Annotated in this window: 8 protein-coding genes; 1 reads left to right on the forward strand and 7 read right to left on the reverse strand. The window is 49.3% G+C overall.

What is annotated here, in order from left to right:
* Positions 1–13 precede the first annotated feature (13 nt).
* The gene (locus HPY31_RS06555; protein WP_172139483.1) at positions 14–5,929 is read right to left on the reverse strand and encodes an AAA family ATPase; all 5,916 of its coding nucleotides are present in this window, start codon (positions 5,927–5,929) and stop codon (positions 14–16) included.
* 129 nt (positions 5,930–6,058) lie between these two features.
* Here HPY31_RS06555 and HPY31_RS06560 point away from each other — a divergent pair, with 129 nt between their 5' ends.
* The gene (locus tag HPY31_RS06560; protein ID WP_172139485.1) at positions 6,059–6,685 is read left to right on the forward strand and encodes a cupin domain-containing protein; all 627 of its coding nucleotides are present in this window, start codon (positions 6,059–6,061) and stop codon (positions 6,683–6,685) included.
* Between the two features lie 113 nt (positions 6,686–6,798).
* Here HPY31_RS06560 and HPY31_RS06565 read toward each other — a convergent pair whose 3' ends face one another.
* The 6 genes from HPY31_RS06565 to HPY31_RS06590 all read right to left on the reverse strand — a co-directional run bounded on the left by HPY31_RS06565 (position 6,799) and on the right by HPY31_RS06590 (position 15,784).
* The gene (locus tag HPY31_RS06565) at positions 6,799–7,533 is read right to left on the reverse strand and encodes an MBL fold metallo-hydrolase (RefSeq protein ID WP_172139487.1); all 735 of its coding nucleotides are present in this window, start codon (positions 7,531–7,533) and stop codon (positions 6,799–6,801) included.
* A 201-nt stretch (positions 7,534–7,734) separates the two neighbouring features.
* A complete protein-coding gene (locus HPY31_RS06570) occupies positions 7,735–10,233 on the reverse strand; it encodes a GAP1-N2 domain-containing protein (protein WP_172139489.1) in 2,499 nt (832 codons plus the stop codon).
* Positions 10,233–11,498 (reverse strand): TRAFAC clade GTPase domain-containing protein, encoded by a 1,266-nt coding sequence (locus HPY31_RS06575; RefSeq protein WP_172139491.1) that lies wholly within the window; start codon positions 11,496–11,498, stop codon positions 10,233–10,235. Before HPY31_RS06575 ends, HPY31_RS06570 begins: the two co-directional genes overlap by 1 nt.
* Before the next feature lie 13 nt (positions 11,499–11,511).
* Entirely contained in the window at positions 11,512–12,147 is a 636-nt protein-coding gene (locus HPY31_RS06580) for a beta-mannanase (protein WP_172139493.1), read from the reverse strand.
* A 17-nt stretch (positions 12,148–12,164) separates the two neighbouring features.
* On the reverse strand, positions 12,165–13,439 hold the full coding sequence (locus HPY31_RS06585) for a vWA domain-containing protein (RefSeq protein WP_172139495.1): 1,275 nt from the start codon (positions 13,437–13,439) through the stop codon (positions 12,165–12,167).
* On the reverse strand, positions 13,436–15,784 hold the full coding sequence (locus HPY31_RS06590; RefSeq protein WP_172139497.1) for a hypothetical protein: 2,349 nt from the start codon (positions 15,782–15,784) through the stop codon (positions 13,436–13,438). Before HPY31_RS06590 ends, HPY31_RS06585 begins: the two co-directional genes overlap by 4 nt.
* Between the last annotated feature and the right edge of the window lie 17 nt (positions 15,785–15,801).

Consider the following 15,801-nt stretch of genomic DNA (forward strand, 5'->3'; position numbering starts at 1 on the left):
TTTTTCTATGGATCTAGCGAATTTCTTCCAACGGGATTCGGAAGGTAAAGCGGGTCCCTTCTCCTTTCTGGGTATGAACCTGGAGGGTTCCTCCCAACTGCTCAACCTCTTGTTTGACAATGGACAGGCCAATTCCTCTGCCCGATACGAGACTTGCATGTTCTTGTACCGTGACATCCTCAGCCAATGCCAGCTTCAGCTTTTCCCTATCTCCGCCACGCCCATCATCACGAATCGTGACGCACAGGGAAGTATCCTCTTGCCAAATGCGGCATTGAATCTTGCCGCTGCGTTCTTTTCCGCATGCTAATCGTTCTTGCTCTTCTTCCATTCCATGATCAATGGCATTGTTGAATACGTGAACCAGGCTCCTCGCAAAATTCTCGAATCGCTCCGTATCGACCAGTACTTCTTCTGCATCCCATTCGACCGGATCGATGGTCTTATTCAGACGGATAGCGAGCGCGCTTACATAGTCTTCATAACGGGACAACATGTCCTTCATGGGACGATAACGCAGCTTGCGGATGCGGTGGAGCAGCTCCTGCTGAGCTTCCCCCTGTACCAGACTGGTAATCTCGTGCTCGAAGCTTTCCCATCGCTCTTTTGCAATGGTGTGCACATGCTCGTTATGATCCAGGAATCCGACCCCGAGCTTGTGCTGCATGATCGACAAATCCTGTTGCATCGCAGCCTGAACCTCTGCGAATGACTGCTGGGCACGCACATCCTCGTCGGACAGGCGTTCTTCGGACTTTGCCCATTGAATCAACCACGACTCCAAATCATGCAGCTTTTGTGGTGTATGAATCAGGTGTAATTGGCTGAAGTCACCTTTAAACTGATGAATCTGAGCGACCAATTTGAATAGCTTCTCGGATTCCGCCATCGCTCCTCCGAGGATCTGCTTCCACCCCTCCTCAAAGAAAGCGTTAAAAGCTCGCAGTACCTTTTGGAAGAGCGGGAGACTAATCGCTACCGTTACGACCATATTCAACCTTTGCCATTCTCGCTCCATCTTTGATTTGAGCGCCTGCTGCTCACTCATATCAGTAAGAATCAGCATCAAGCCCTCTGGCGAATCTCGCCGATCTTCATAAATCGGCTTACATGCCAGCTTCAACGGCATTTGATTGATCTGGACTTCCGTAGGAAAGAGGCTGAGATACAGCTCTTTTTGCCCTTGGTCTTTTGCTTCAAAGTACTTTTCCAAAAGAGATTCAATGAACACTCTGTCCTCTGGACGATCTGGGTATAGTAGCTCTGCAACCGATATTCCAGCTAGTTCTCTCCCAAAAATCCGCAGACATTCCCGACTGTATTCGGAATGGACCAGCAGGTTTTTAGAAAAAGAAAGGAAGCCTTGTCCCGCATTGTTTAACAGATTTTTATTCGCCTGCAAAAGTGCCTGAATCTCATTGGTACGCTCTGTCACAATCTTTTCCAAGGATTGATTCCATTGCTCCAATTGATGATACAGTCTCGCATTTTCAATAAAGATTGCAATTTGCGAGAAGATCAGTCTGAGCGGCTCTGAGCGCTTTTCGTTGAACACATGTGTCGTCTCGTTGTTCTCCAAATAAATGACACCGATCATTTTCCCTTGCTGCCATAGCGGGGAGCATAAAATCGATTTCGGCTGGTGCTTCGCAATGTACGTATCGCGGAAAAAGACGCCTTCAACCGAAGCGTTGTGGAGCACCAGCATCTCTTCTGTGCGAATCGTGTAATTCACGACAGCGACAGAGAGCATCCCACTATGCTCATACGGGACAGACTGCATGATCTCCACGTCCAAATCGACAGAGCCTGCTGCTTCTATGAGCCAGTCACCATCTTTTTTCAGCAGGAGAATTCCTTTCTCCGCACCTGCATTGCTCATCACCGTGCGCAGCATCGTCGCCAACAGCATTTCCAAGCGGAGCTCGCTAGCAATCGTTTGCGACGCTTTGATGACACTCATTAAATCGACGAGGTCTGCTGTCTGGTCAGTCGTGGCAATCTCAGCGGAAGCCCCCAAGCTTCTTACTCGTTGCAAAAGATAAGGGTACCGTTCCCCAATCTCTCGTGCCTTGGCGACCGCTCCCCATAGCATGTAAACCTCGTGCGCCTCCGTCATGTACGCCTTCGCAATCGTTTCCATTCCAAGTGCCAAGTAATGCTGGGCAGCCAATTCATTTGCCATTGCCTCGTTTTGCAAGAAAACATCCTTTTTGGCGAGTTGAACCGCCTGTTCATAAAAAGGACCCGCTTCTTGTTTATGCTCTGTGACACGGAGCCACTCAGCATGCATCAGCAACCACTTGTGCTGAAAATTTTCCGGGCATTCCTTTGCCCACACCTTCATCTTTTTGATATTTGCAGTGATTTTTTTCCCATACTTCGATTTTTCCTGTCGGTTGGCGTTCTCATAGAGCCCCGTCAATGCCAGTGTTTGCATAAAAACATGCTGGCTGACAAGCACTTGTCCGCTTACTGAATCCATCCATTGCTCCGCTTCAGCCAGCAGCTCGGCAGCCTCCAGGTGGTTCCCGTACATGAGATGAACCATCGATTTATAGTAGTGGTACATGTACCGCTTGTAGCTGTTTCCTTCTTTTTGCAGGTTGCTTACATAGGTGACTTCGTCAAAGCCATCTTGGCAAAACGCCGTTCGTTCATCGTCCGTCCACCGTGTAAAAGTATGCAGCGCCTGACGCAATAACAGGAGCCGATCATCGTGATCAACGACCTTGATTTGTTGAATCATATCGCTGTATTCCTCGATTTGCTGCTCCAATTCTTCTACTGGCACACCACAATAGAGCATGGCCTCCAAAAGCCCATGGGCATTGTAGGCAGCATATATGTTGCCTCCGCCGTCCAAGCCGAGCTGAATCGCTTTTTTCAGGAGAGGGATGTTCGTCCGCGCATGCTCGCACCAGTGATTGATCAGTAAGGCAAACGCGCCATACGCCTTCGTCATGGCAATCGGATCGGCGAAGCTATCTGCTACACGGCAAGCCAATTGTCCAAATTCATAAGCCTCTCGATATTTTCCGAATTGAGCAGCTTGTACGATCCCGTAACCGGTATAACCATTCGCCGAAGCTACTGCGTTTCCATGCACGAGTGATAGATGAAGGGCACGCAAAATCGTTAAAGCAAACCAATTGAGATTGACATAGTAAGCAGATGGCCCGGCATAGCTGATGATGCTCATCGCCATCTGATAATTTTCATCGGGAACATCCGGCAAATATAGCAACTCATCTATTTTTCTGCCTTTGAGGCGTCGCTTGATATGAAACATTTCCTTAATGATATCGAGCTTGCCAGGCTTTTTCGGAATCGGTACGCCCAATAACCCCAAGGCTTCGCTTGCGATCTCCATGACACGCGGAAATTCAGCCAGTCGTGTATACATGCGAATTTCCATTTCTAAAATGCGAACGCGTTCCCGGTCTGTTTTGGCATGCTGCATCCCGCGTTCAAACAATTGTTTTGCCTCATCCAATTGGTTACACAGGTACGTCGTCTCCGCAGACAACGCACACAACTCCATGGTCAGATCATGATTGTGCTGCCAGCCCTCTTCCCCCACCAGCTCGAGACCGCGTTGGAAATACTGCAAGGCCGACTCAAATGCCGCAGAGGATTTCGCTTTTTGTCCAGCGAGCAAATGACAATGCGCCACATGCATGCGCTCCGCTTGATCCTCCAGTATCTCTTTGCCCCGATACATATGATCGCAAATTTCGAACAGAGAGCCAGATTCGCTCCCTTGGGACATTTCCCACATCATTCTGCCCAGCTTGACGTGAGTCTGTCCGCGCTCTGCCTCTTCTAACAACGAATAGGCGGCCTGTTGAATTCGATCATGCACAAAACGGAAACGAATCCTCATCTGAGACGCCACTTCTTCTTCCACGAGCGCAGCGTATGTCAGATATTCCGCTCCTTCAATCGGATAAATGAGACCTTCCTCAATCGCAGGCGATATATGCTGAATGGCTTCTGACTCCGTTTGATTCCGTGACTTGGCTATCAAATGAAGCAAAAACGAATTGCCCAGACAAGCAGCATAAGCGAGCTGCTGCTGAGTAGAAACAGGCAGTCTTCTCATTTTTTCTACGAGAAGATCGGCCACATTTTCCGTTGTACCCAGCTTCTCGATTTCGGCCAAGTCCCATTGCCAGTTCCGTTCTTCTCTCCCATACCACACCAAGTTCCGATCATACAGCGTCTTAATGAATTCCCTTACATAAAACGGATTCCCGGCTGTTTTTTGCATGATAATCGTAACCAGCGGCTTCGTCATTTCCGTATCGCTATGCAATGTATCCGCTACTAACGCATTGAATTCATGTTCTCGAAGCGGCAATAACGTCAATTGGCGCAAAATGCGGCCCTTGATACCTGTCTCTGTCAAAATGGCAATCAACGGATTCATCATACTGCCATCATGCTCACGATAAGCGCAAATCAATAGAAAATGACTGATCTGCCTGTCTGCAATCAACTCTCGGATCAGGAAAAGCGAAGAAGAATCTGCCCACTGCAAATCATCCAGGAACAAGACGAGCGGATGCTCTGGACGCGCCCAAATCCGAATAAAGCGTTGCATCACCCATTGAAAGCGATTTTTAGCTTCTGCTGCAGGCAGCTCAGGTACGGCAGGCTGCTTGCCGATGACTGCCTCAAGCTGTGGAATGACATCCACGATCACTTGACCAAGACCTTGTACGGCGTCAAGGATCATCTCTCGCCAAGCGAGCAGCTCGCGTTCGTGGCCTGCCAATAACTGCTTGATCAAATCCTGAAAGATTTGAATGAGGGCCGAATACGGAACGGCCTGATTATATTGCTCGAACTTTCCTGAAACAAAACGTCCCCGGCCTCTCAAAAACGCTTTTTGCGCTTCCAGCACGAGAGCAGACTTACCCACCCCTGCAGATCCACTGAGGAGAACCATCCTCGTAGCGCCGTTCGTGACTTGCTCAAATGCATCGATGAGCATCTGGATTTCTTGCTCACGTCCATACAGCCTCTCTGGAATCCGCAAGTGATCAGCACGATCTTCTAAAGCAAGCGGAAAAGGCGTAATCAAACCGTTTTGTTCAAGCTGGTCATAGCAGCGCTGCAGGTCTGCCAGTAAGCCAGACATGCTAAAGTAGCGATCCTCTGTATTTTTAGACAGACACTTCATCACAATGTCCGATAGAATCTCTGGAACGGATGGTTTTACACTGGAGGGAGCGAGCGGCTTTCTCGCCATATGAGCATGTATGAGTTCAAGCATGTCCGAAGTTAAAAAGGGCAGCTTTCCCGTCAATAACTCGTAGAGCGTGACACCAAAAGAATAAATATCGGAACGGTAATCGACGGTTCGATTCATTCTCCCCGTCTGCTCCGGCGACACGTAGCGAAGATTTCCCTTCCATTCTTTTGGATTCATCACACTTTGGTATTCTTGGTGGGATTTCGTCGCCAACCCAAAGCTACCAAGCTTTACCTCATAGGTTTCAGGATGAACCAGGATATGGTCGGGATTTACATCCTTATGAATGATTCCGTGCTGATGGATTTCCTTCAAACAGGAAGCCATGCGGACTGCAAGGAAGAGCATCTCCTTCAGCGACAGTCCTTTCATTTTCATCAGCAAGGAGAGCGGCACTCCCCCGAAATCTTCCGTAATCATTACCGTCTCACGGTTGTGATTAACAAGTTCGATGATCGTTTCCACTGCATGGGATTCCAATGATTGAAGAATGCGATATTCATGCTTCAGTTTCCACAGAGATTCCTTATGGGAAGGCCCTTCCATCGGTACTTTGAATAAGACAGGGAGATTGTCGTTATTTCTGTAACCCCGATAAATTCCCAATTTTGAATGAGTGGAAAGAAACTCTGCCACCCTATAACCTGGAATCACGATCATGCCGCTCATACTATCCACTCCATCTTTAGGTAGAACATCCTATCTTTCTAATTGTTGACCCGGAACAAATAATCTATATTTAATCTATATTCTGTCTTAATGTAATCTCTTTTTACTATTTTTCAAGGAGGTATAGTTTTGTCAAATCTAAGTCGCAGTGTAAGCAACCCGCACAATAACGAAGTGGTCACCTTTTTAAAGACAACGGAAGAAACGAATGGCGAATATTTATTATTTCGTACCGATCTCCCACCGGATAATGGGATTTTTCTACACTATCATACAAAACTTGTCGAAACCTTTGAAGGTGTAATTGGAAATTTAGAGGTAACCATCGATGGAAAAAAAGTAATCCTGAAGCCGGGAGAGAAGCTAAACATACCGACGGACAAGGTTCATGGGTTCCACAATCCCTCTAACGAATTCGTCAGCTTCCATGTCGAAATCCGTCCGGCAGGTACTTTTGAAGCATTTGTCCGCTGTGGATACGGGCTCGACACAGACGGGCGCAGCTTTTATTTGCCGTTTATCAAACAAAATATCCCGAAAAATATTCTCCTTTTGGGAACGATCTTTCAGATGGGAGAGTTTTACCTCCCAATCATTCCGCGCTTCCTGCAAAAAGGCATGTTTGCTGTGCTCGCTGCATTCGCTCGTTGGACAGGTTCAGATAAATCGCTGGAGAAATACTACAAAACCTCTCCAGATGCACCAGCCTCCCATTCCGAGGTCGAGCAAACAGCGCAAAAGACGTTACAAGGATAAAATGAGAAAGACACCATAGGGATTACTCCAGCTCTGGTGTCCTCCACGCTTCTTATATCTACATATTCCAACCTAGATCAGTTGTTTTTAACGTGCAGGATTAGGTAACTACTTCACCGTAGCAGAGCATACAGCTGCTCTTGCACGTTGTTTTGACACATGCCTCCATGATAACAAATGATACTAGTAATTTCCAAGTTCTCGAACTTTTTTAATGAGTTTACTGCCAATTCCATATCGAGCGTGTTTTGCGGAATCGGTCCTCGCAGTGCTTCGTTCATGTACACCATAGCATCGCCTGCTATCAAGGTCTTGCTATCTTGTACATATAAGCTGATATGCCCCGGCGTATGTCCGGGAGTATGAATGATACGGATTCCCCCACAATACGGCAGAATCTCTGCGTCTGCCAGTGTCTTGTGCACCATTGCCTTGGGCGGATTTTCGCAAAGCCATTGCAAGTACTCGCGCTCTTTTTCAGGCAGCATCGCAAGTAAAGGAGCCATGGTTTTGGGGTTTGCTTTGAGGAGTGGGTGTTTGCCTTCGATGTACGGCTGATCTAGCTCATGCGCGTATATTTCAACCTGTCCGCCAAGCTCACGAACAATTTCTGGAAGACTGCCGATATGATCAAGGTCCTGATGTGTCAAAATGATAGCCTGTAAACGCTCAAGTGGTATGCCAGCGCGGCTCATCTCCTGACGAATGATCTCCCACGAACCCGGCATTCCTGTATCTACCAATACCGCTCGGTCATCATCCCAAAGCAAGGTGGGGTAGATCACTATCGGCTTGCCAAATGCCTCTCCTTGTAGCGGAATCATTTTCACACCTGTGTTCGCTTTCATACCCTATTCCTCCTCACACCTTTTTATCGCACAACTACTTTTTATCACGGAGCGAGGAGTTTTATCAACGGAAAAATATTTAATTATAACACAAATAAAAATATTTGTCAACAAATATTTTAGACATCTCTTTGACAGCAATTACACCTGAATGACGCGGTCGCTCCTACTAGGGCAGACCGCGTTGGCGTTATTATCACCTTAGGGTGTCGTTGTTTGAACAGGCTGCCCACCCGTGGGTGCATCTTGGCTTCGCTCCCCAAGAACACCATGGACAGGTTGGATGTCAGGCTCGTCCAACATCAACCGATAAGCCGGTACGAACACAGCCGGTGGGCGAGTCGGTTCTGGCTGTGCTTCAGGTGGCTGTACGTGCGTACTCGTACCTCCCCAGACCATATAGCCTCCCCACGCTCCGGCACCTAGCAAGACAACCGCGCTGGTTATCACCGTAGCTTTGTGCCGAAACAGCTTCACAAGCGGATTGGCTGTTGCGCTGCGTACCTCGTCCAAAAGCTTGCGGAAATCAGCATTTCGGATCGCATACCACCGTTTTCGCCATTCTTTATCCCGCAATCTCTTGCCTTTCTCTTCAAGGAAAAAGACATTCAATGCTTGTCTGTATGCAGGCAACAAATACTTCCCTTCGAAAAACATCCGCTGGCTCATTGTCCATTGGATAAACGACAATGTAACGGCTTCCCCACCATTTTGCTGAACATACCCTAGCAATTCTGCAAACTGGAATCCTTCCTGACCAAAATGATCTTCCCTGTAAAAGACCAGTGGAACCTGTGGGAACTCGTCTGCATGGAGCGGTTTACTCAACATATTCTGGATCATTCTTTGTTGCACAGAAATCGCTTCCCGATCCCATTTTCGGAAAAACTCTGCCGGATGTGTCGTGCTTCTCTCTTCATGCAGCTTCGCCAGATTCATGAGCATTTCTTGCTTGTGGCGACTCTCCATATCCAGCGTTCCGAAAAAGCTCTGTGGCTTCTCCTCTAAGAGGGCGATGAGAACCTGGAAATCATCCTTGGATAGCGTGTCTAGCGCGACGAGCTTCATCAAGGACTTGTCCAGCTCATCCAACAGCTCATCGGCATAGCCGCGTGCCCCATCGATGTTTTCAAAGAACTGGTGGATGGTAATGGCGGCAGCGAGCTTTTGACGTTCCCGCGCAAAGAGACGCAAAACTTTTTCTGTTGTCGTAGCAATGAAGACGGCATTGCGCATCGCTTGCGGTTCTGTTTCTGACCAAAACCGGATTTCCTTTAGCATCTGGTCCAAACCGGTCACGGCGGATACCCGCTCAGTCATATAATCCTCAAAAAGCGGCTTCACCAACTGCGGATAGCCGAAAATCGTCCGCATCATGAAGCCAAACAGCTCCCGGTTGCTGGACAAATGCTTGTACACCTCTGCCACGTAGCTGCTCTGTCTTGCGGTCTTGGCCTTCATCAACACGTCCATCAGGAAGCGGATCAAATCCATTTGCAAGCGTTCCTGCTTGGTGACCCGGTAGGATTCAATTATTTGCTTGATCGTCTCGCCGTCGGGCAGCCGTTTGGACGAAAGCGCCTCTATTTCGATCCGCATCAGCATTTCCTGAAGCTCGATCAGCCGTTTCTTGCGGGTCAAGCTACTGTGCCCCAAATAGCTGTTCAACGCCTGCCAAACGCCCGCCCGCTTGCTCTCATACACGGACGTTCGTCCCTTTTCAATCAAATACAGTGCGCACAGCTCATAGTACGTGCGAAGGTTCAAGGCTAGTGCATGGTCTGCTCCAGCCAGCACTTCCTCACAAAATTCGTGAAAGGCATCCAGATTCCGTGGCTCATTGACATACTCCCAGGCAAAGTCGAGGTATTCGTGTCCTCCGTCCTGCAAATCGACGTTTTGAGCGCGACCAAGGGAGAAGTCGAACAAAAAGTCTTTGTCGCTGTGCCCCCCGCCTGGGCGTATGCTTCCTTTTTCTACGAACGTGACGTGGATATGCTTCTTGCTCTGCGGCTCATTGCTAAAAGTGAGAAAACCAAAATGTCTGCGCATCTCATAAGGCAGACAACTGTACAGAATCTCCAACAAGTGAGCAGCGTTCTTGGATGAGGCACTAATATCCACATTCAGGCTGATGAACACCTTCTTTTTCGCTGAGAGCGAGGACATCACCGCAAAGAGGAGCTGTTTGAATAAACGCTCATCGACGCCCAACTGTCCAAGTAGCTGCTTTCGGTCTTGCGGCAAGCCTTTTTCTGAAGGGATGTCATCGACGGTAGGAAGCTCCTTGCCCGCTGCATCGTCGTGTCGATCTGCAAAAGTACGCACTCCGAAGATCTTGCTCGGATTCTTGATAAACTCATCTCGACGCTCTACCGGAATGACATAGTTGTGGCTGAAAAACGTATTGCGCTGCCCGGTAAAGTCCGCTCCGACAAATACACTTCTACCGAGAACCATCTCTCCTGATTCGGCTTGGAAGCTGACAAGTGCTTCCGGAAAGAGCGCCAGATTGCTTTCCGCCCGCTCTTGAAGCTGTCGCGGCGCGTCGTACACGCAAAACGGATGGAGCGTCTTCTTGATGAATTGGTTATCCAGCCCTGGCGTTTTGGCGACAGTATCGTATCCTTCGTTCGAACGGAAAACCCCTTGTCGCCCGCGGGTGTAGTACTGCTGCAAAATGGGCTGACGGTTGCTCACTACCGCTCCCTCCCCTCGATGTAATCAAGCTGGTGCATCAACCAAATAAACGGTTCGTCGACGCGAATCGGCGTCACTACACCGCTCACCCTTTGATTGACTGGATTGCTCCCCAGCGCAGATACAGCGAAATAGGCCGTATTCGTAAAGTAAACATCCAACGCGTCTTTAAACGGTCTATCCACCTTTTCGATGAATCGGCGGATTTCTCCATCGATGTTCTCAAATTCAGCCGTATTTAAATATTGTTCATGGACAAAATTGCGGAAAACATTGCTGTTCGACTTGATGTATTCACCATCGTCTTCCTTGATCAGATGCAGCATGTCGCTCTTCGTCAACACGACAGCGGTCGGAATATGGGTCTTGCTCTGCTCCTGATAGCCGATGAAGTTCTCAAACAGCGTAATGACAACTTCACGCGGCTCGTCGTATCTCGCCGTGAATTCCCCTGGCTCATCCCCAGCTTGCAGCATGACCCGATCGCGAATGGTCTTGATTTGTAGCGGATCGACCAGGAACAGGATGCCAGATGAGTTTTTCACATGCGCCGCATATAGCTCCAAATACTCACGGTCGACCATTCCCTCGCCTGCTACGTCGAAAAACACCAGGATCAATGGTGCCTTGTCGCTATCCTTGAAAATGAATTGGAAGATGAATGGCTCCTGACGCTTTTCTTTTTGCGTGGAATCAAGCAGCTGTCCGCGTTCAAACAAGGGTGCCTCATAGTTCTCCCGGAACTTGCGGCTAATCTGCGCATTGAGCGGCATACACGCGGCATCAAAGTGATTCGCTGTCGTGTTTTGCAAGGTATGGATCAGTGAGGTCATGTAAACCGACTTCCCGACCTGGGACGCCCCGACAATCGAAATAATGTTGCTCGGTGCTTTCCCCGCCGTAATCGGCAGCTCATTGTGGCATTTCGGGCAGAGTCTGCGCTTGGAAACCATGCCATACCGGTCGGTCACACCTGCGAGGACGTTATCGACGTACAAATGGTTTTCCGACGGTATGGATTCCGGATCGATCACCGCTTCCAGCTCGTCGATAGCATCCAGTCCAAATTTATCCCGATACGCATTGAGAATCTCATCCTCCTGCAACGCGTAGTCTTCGTCGTCCTGGCGATGATGCGTGGCACGAAAGACAACTTCGTCCGGTCCGTATTTGGCGAAGCAGTACGGGCAGACAATATCGTAAAAAGGAAGCCGTTCCTTGACCTGCGGCTTCTTCTCAAACATGTTTTTCAAAAACGACAGCATGGCGCATCCCCTCCTATTCAGGAATCAGTTCGTACATTTCTCCGTATTTTTTCCCGTCCGTAAAAAACAGGCGGACGACGTCTTTTTTCCTGACCTCGATCTCCGGCATCAGATTGACACCGGGCTCGAGATCACGAATGAAATTGTATCGGGTACCGTCATCCTTGTGGGCGGGAGGAGAGCCTTCTTTTTTTACGTAGCAGAGTACGTCCCGCTCGATCGGAATCTCTGAAAAAATGCGAATCTGCAACGATTGATACTTGCTGAACCAGCTTCCGCCCCGTTTGAATGAGTAGTAGATTTTGGCCTTTCCTGTGCTGACGTGGATCACATGGGCATCCCCGCCTGGCATGAGCAGTAGTGGCTTGCCATTTTCCAATCGGCAAGGAAAGATGCGGTATGTGTACCTGCCGATGCCGTCTGTTTTTTCCCGCAGCCCTTTGTGGACTTTGTATTCCTCTCGGGTATACAGCTTGAACTGACGATCATCCAGCTCGCTTATGTCAAAAGGGGCGCCAAACTGCGACTTGTGTACGTACACGCACGGAATATCCTGCGCCCAATGCCAATTGAGCACGTATTCGCTCCCTTGATGCTGGCAGGTGACGTCCTTGATGAAGGTTTCAGTTGTTTCCTCCCGATTAATCATGATTCATCATGCTCCCTTTACTCAAACCGCTTGCTGCTTTGGTTCCCGGCGTCCAACGCACGAGGGTTTTGTCTGTTGTTCAGTCTGCGCTTTGCAAAAGACGATCCGCCACTCGTGGAAGCTGGCACAAAGAGAGTGAACAATGTCAGGATGACGGCGAGCAAGGAGCACGCCAGCAAACGTACCACCATATCGAGCAAGTCGATCGACGACAGACCCATTTCCAAAACGAGTCCAGCTAACAGTCCTGATACCGCCCCGCCAATCGTGAAGCTTTTGGCCAGATGGCGATTGTCAAAAATCAGACCCAGCCCCAAGCCGAGCAAAGCACCGAGGATCAGAACACTGACCACACGGGTAATGGCGTAAAACATGCTATCTTCTGTCGCTCCTGTCCGCTCGGAAACTATATTGCGGTCTGTTCGGCTCATATCGTAAATCTGACCAAAGATTCCTGTCATTTGGTCAGCGTGTTCTACATTGAAGTAGCTACCGCCAGTCTCAGCAGCAATCTTTTGAAGCAGCGCCGTTCCGTCTGCATCGATTTGGCTCATGCCTACCGTATGGACAATCACTTGGTTTTGCTTGTAGGGTGCCAGTGCGGCAGGGATATCCAGATCACTATAGCCATCTGACATCAGCACGACCGTACTGTTCGCCATTTGATTGGCTTGCAGCTGGTCCAGCCCCGCTTGCAGTGCCAAATCGATCCGCGTGCCTCCATCCGTGCGCGGGAATTGGAGCAGCTTCTTCACAACCTCATCCTTCACAGACTGGCTACTTAGCTTGGTGAGGGGTTGCAGCACATTCGTTTGATCGTGAAACGTAACCACTGCTATGTTCATGTCACTGTCCATGCGCTGCACCATGTCGGCCGCTGCTTTAAACAATTGGTTATCCGGGTCAGACGACTGCATGCTGCCTGACGTATCCAGAACCATGACAATATTGTTGGCCCCACTGGCCTGTTGAAACGATGACCCGTACAGCAGCTGAAGCAAGAGCGCCGCTACTCCCACCATCAAAAATGTGCTGGGCACGAGCATTTTCCAAGAAAAGCCCAGATAGCGCTGCTTCCAGCCGACTCCATTCAATCGTGGCGAGATCATTTCCGCAATGAGGCACATCAATCCTACGAAAAAGGCATATTGACCAAAATAAAGTCCCATTAACAACCATTGCGGTATTTCTCCGGACAGCTTGCCGAGCATGACTTCCCCGACCAAAAATCCGATCACGCCACCTACCAGACTACACACCAGCATGAGTAAGCTTACTCTTCTCTGACTCATGACGACTCATCTCCTCCCACGCGGCGAAAGACAAACCCGCTATCCTCATAGGAAGCATGGTATTTCTTGTTATTGCGGTAAAACATCAACTCTTCCATGCCGAATCCACCCATCAGGTTCATTTTTTCTATCCCGCTTTTTTGTTCCTCGTGGATGCAGCCCAGCTTGTAGGTTCGTGTGTTCTCATCCTTGTGCAGCGCATACTGGACGAAGTCGTTGTGAATATCGGCAAACAAGTACTTCTCCTCATAGCGATGCTTTTGCAAGAAATGGAACACTTCGATGTGAACCGCTGCCCGCTCTTCCAGCACCAATGCCAGATCGAGGAATAAATCTTCCTTTGTTAGCACGGTTCGGTTACCATAAGCAGCCCCGACGTTGGCACGAGCCAGCAGCTCCGCCTCAAAAGATAAAGCAAATGGCGCACGGGTGAGAATCTCGTTCCGGCAAAACTGACACAGCCGCTCCACGAGTCCGGCGAGTCGATTCCCGCTGAGCAGAGCGCCGCTGCCAATATACCGTTGTTCCATGTAAAAATCACTGCCGCGTGAAGCTTCCAATGACCGGATCGTTTCATGGACGACCGATTCGTAATATTCATCCACGTTTTTACCCAAGTAATCAGTCGCTTCCCGAACGCTCGTCTGGGCGATTTCCCGCAGTTGCTTATGCAGAGCTCCCAACTGCTCGACTTGCTCACCTAACTGCCGGTGAATCTGCTCTGCCTGTTTCTCATAGCTCACAAGGATGGAGAGCATCATCTCCCAATCCAACAGCTCCAGCTTTTTGCCGTAAACAGCGTCCAGCAAATGGCGAATGAAGGTCCGCACACGCTCCTTATCCCGTGTGAAAAACCCTCCTACGCGAATGTCCTGCCGATCCACCCGCTCTTGGTAGAGGTCGACCAGCTCGGCTTTCAACTGTTCAACCTGTCGAGATGTCTCGCGAATGCCTGTGCGCAGTTCATCCAGCAGGTTTGCTCCATTGGCGTGTTCGGCTGTGAGATAGTAAGCCGCATACAGCCCAAGCCGTTCATCCTCGATAACTACTTTCTGAATCAAATCAGCCAAGGACTCCTGAGACAGCATGTGCTCCAGACGTTTACGCGCACCGGAAGCGACATTCGCCTCAAAAAAGGCTTGGCTGCTGCCGTCAAACAAAGCCAGCTCCGCTTCGCGCATATTCATACTGCAAAGCTCGCTGTAGCTGATGCCAGAGGTCATGAGCCCCGTCATTTCATCCAAGATGTGATCCTCAGGAAGAATACCAGCCAATTTTCGCTGCAAATCATGCGCAGTCAATCCGAGCTTCTCTCTTGCTTTTGTTTTCGGCAAAACCTCGCCGTCCTGGAGTCGCTCCCAATAGCGGTCAAATACTGCGGACAGCACCGTCAATGCAATCGCATGAGTCGGTCGCTTTACTTTGGATAGACCAGCAGACGCGAACTTGGTCTGCCCGTGTTCAACCGAGATGCTGCGCATAAATTGCAGCTTGTTATAGCCGTCATTGCTTTCATGGAACTCCGGCTCTACCTTTTTGTTGTTCAAAAGCACCAGCTTGCTGATCAGCTCGTAATTTTCTTGCATGCCGCCTTCGATAAACAAGCCATGCTCTGTCTTGTCACTCAATAGGTACGCCAGCGAAAATAAGGGAGCGTTCACATGCTCCACAGGCAGCTTCACGAGATCTTCTGTTACCAAAAGATTAGCTCGATAGCTGTAGTCACTCCGCTGATAGCCATTGACCTCTTCCAAAAAGCTGATCGAGAGCGCTGTCGAGAACCCGAATGCTTCCCCGTTGTTCTTTTCCTGTAACAGGACGTACAGGTCGACGGATACGTTTTTAAACAGCTCATTGAGGTAGCTCTTGAGTAGCAGCGTCAGCTCTGGCAAAAGGATCGTGGCAGGGTCGTCTGCCCTTGCCACGACGGCAATATTGACTTGCTGAAAAGCAGTGAACAACTTGCCCATTTCCGCTACCCGCACGCTTGCCAGCTTCATTACCTTGTTCAGTTCCATGGTGACAGCTTCATCGAGCAAAAAACGCTCGTGGATCGAGGTACGCATCTTTTTCTTGTCGTCATCTGCCTGCGGCAAGCGGCAGCCGATTACTTGCGGATGCTCCCACGTTTTATCCTGATACGCATGGACATAAAGCACACCGTGACCATTTTGCCAACTGCGTTCGTTGTGGGCACGAACAGCTTGCAGTGCCTCTACGCTCTTATCCCCGAGAAAAAGGAAGAGCACGGGGTTTTGAATACTTCGCTGTCCGTTTCCGCTATCCAGTTGTCTTTCCAATTCCGTAACGTATTGGGTCGCGAACTCTCCTATCAAATCCCGCATGCGTCCTCCTTGGTTAT

Source organism: Brevibacillus sp. HB1.3 (assembly GCF_013186635.1).
In the GTDB taxonomy this organism is placed as follows: Bacteria; Bacillota; Bacilli; order Brevibacillales; family Brevibacillaceae; genus Brevibacillus; species Brevibacillus brevis_D.

Excerpts from the sequence above, each read along its gene's own strand:
- HPY31_RS06580 (WP_172139493.1), bottom strand. The coding sequence starts at position 12,147 with ATGATTAATCGGGAGGAAACAACTGAAACCTTCATCAAGGACGTCACC.
- HPY31_RS06555 (WP_172139483.1), bottom strand. The coding sequence starts at position 5,929 with ATGAGCGGCATGATCGTGATTCCAGGTTATAGGGTGGCAGAGTTTCTT.
- HPY31_RS06565 (WP_172139487.1), bottom strand. The coding sequence starts at position 7,533 with ATGAAAGCGAACACAGGTGTGAAAATGATTCCGCTACAAGGAGAGGCA.
- HPY31_RS06590 (WP_172139497.1), bottom strand. The coding sequence starts at position 15,784 with ATGCGGGATTTGATAGGAGAGTTCGCGACCCAATACGTTACGGAATTG.
- HPY31_RS06585 (WP_172139495.1), bottom strand. The coding sequence starts at position 13,439 with ATGAGTCAGAGAAGAGTAAGCTTACTCATGCTGGTGTGTAGTCTGGTA.
- HPY31_RS06575 (WP_172139491.1), bottom strand. The coding sequence starts at position 11,498 with ATGCTGTCGTTTTTGAAAAACATGTTTGAGAAGAAGCCGCAGGTCAAG.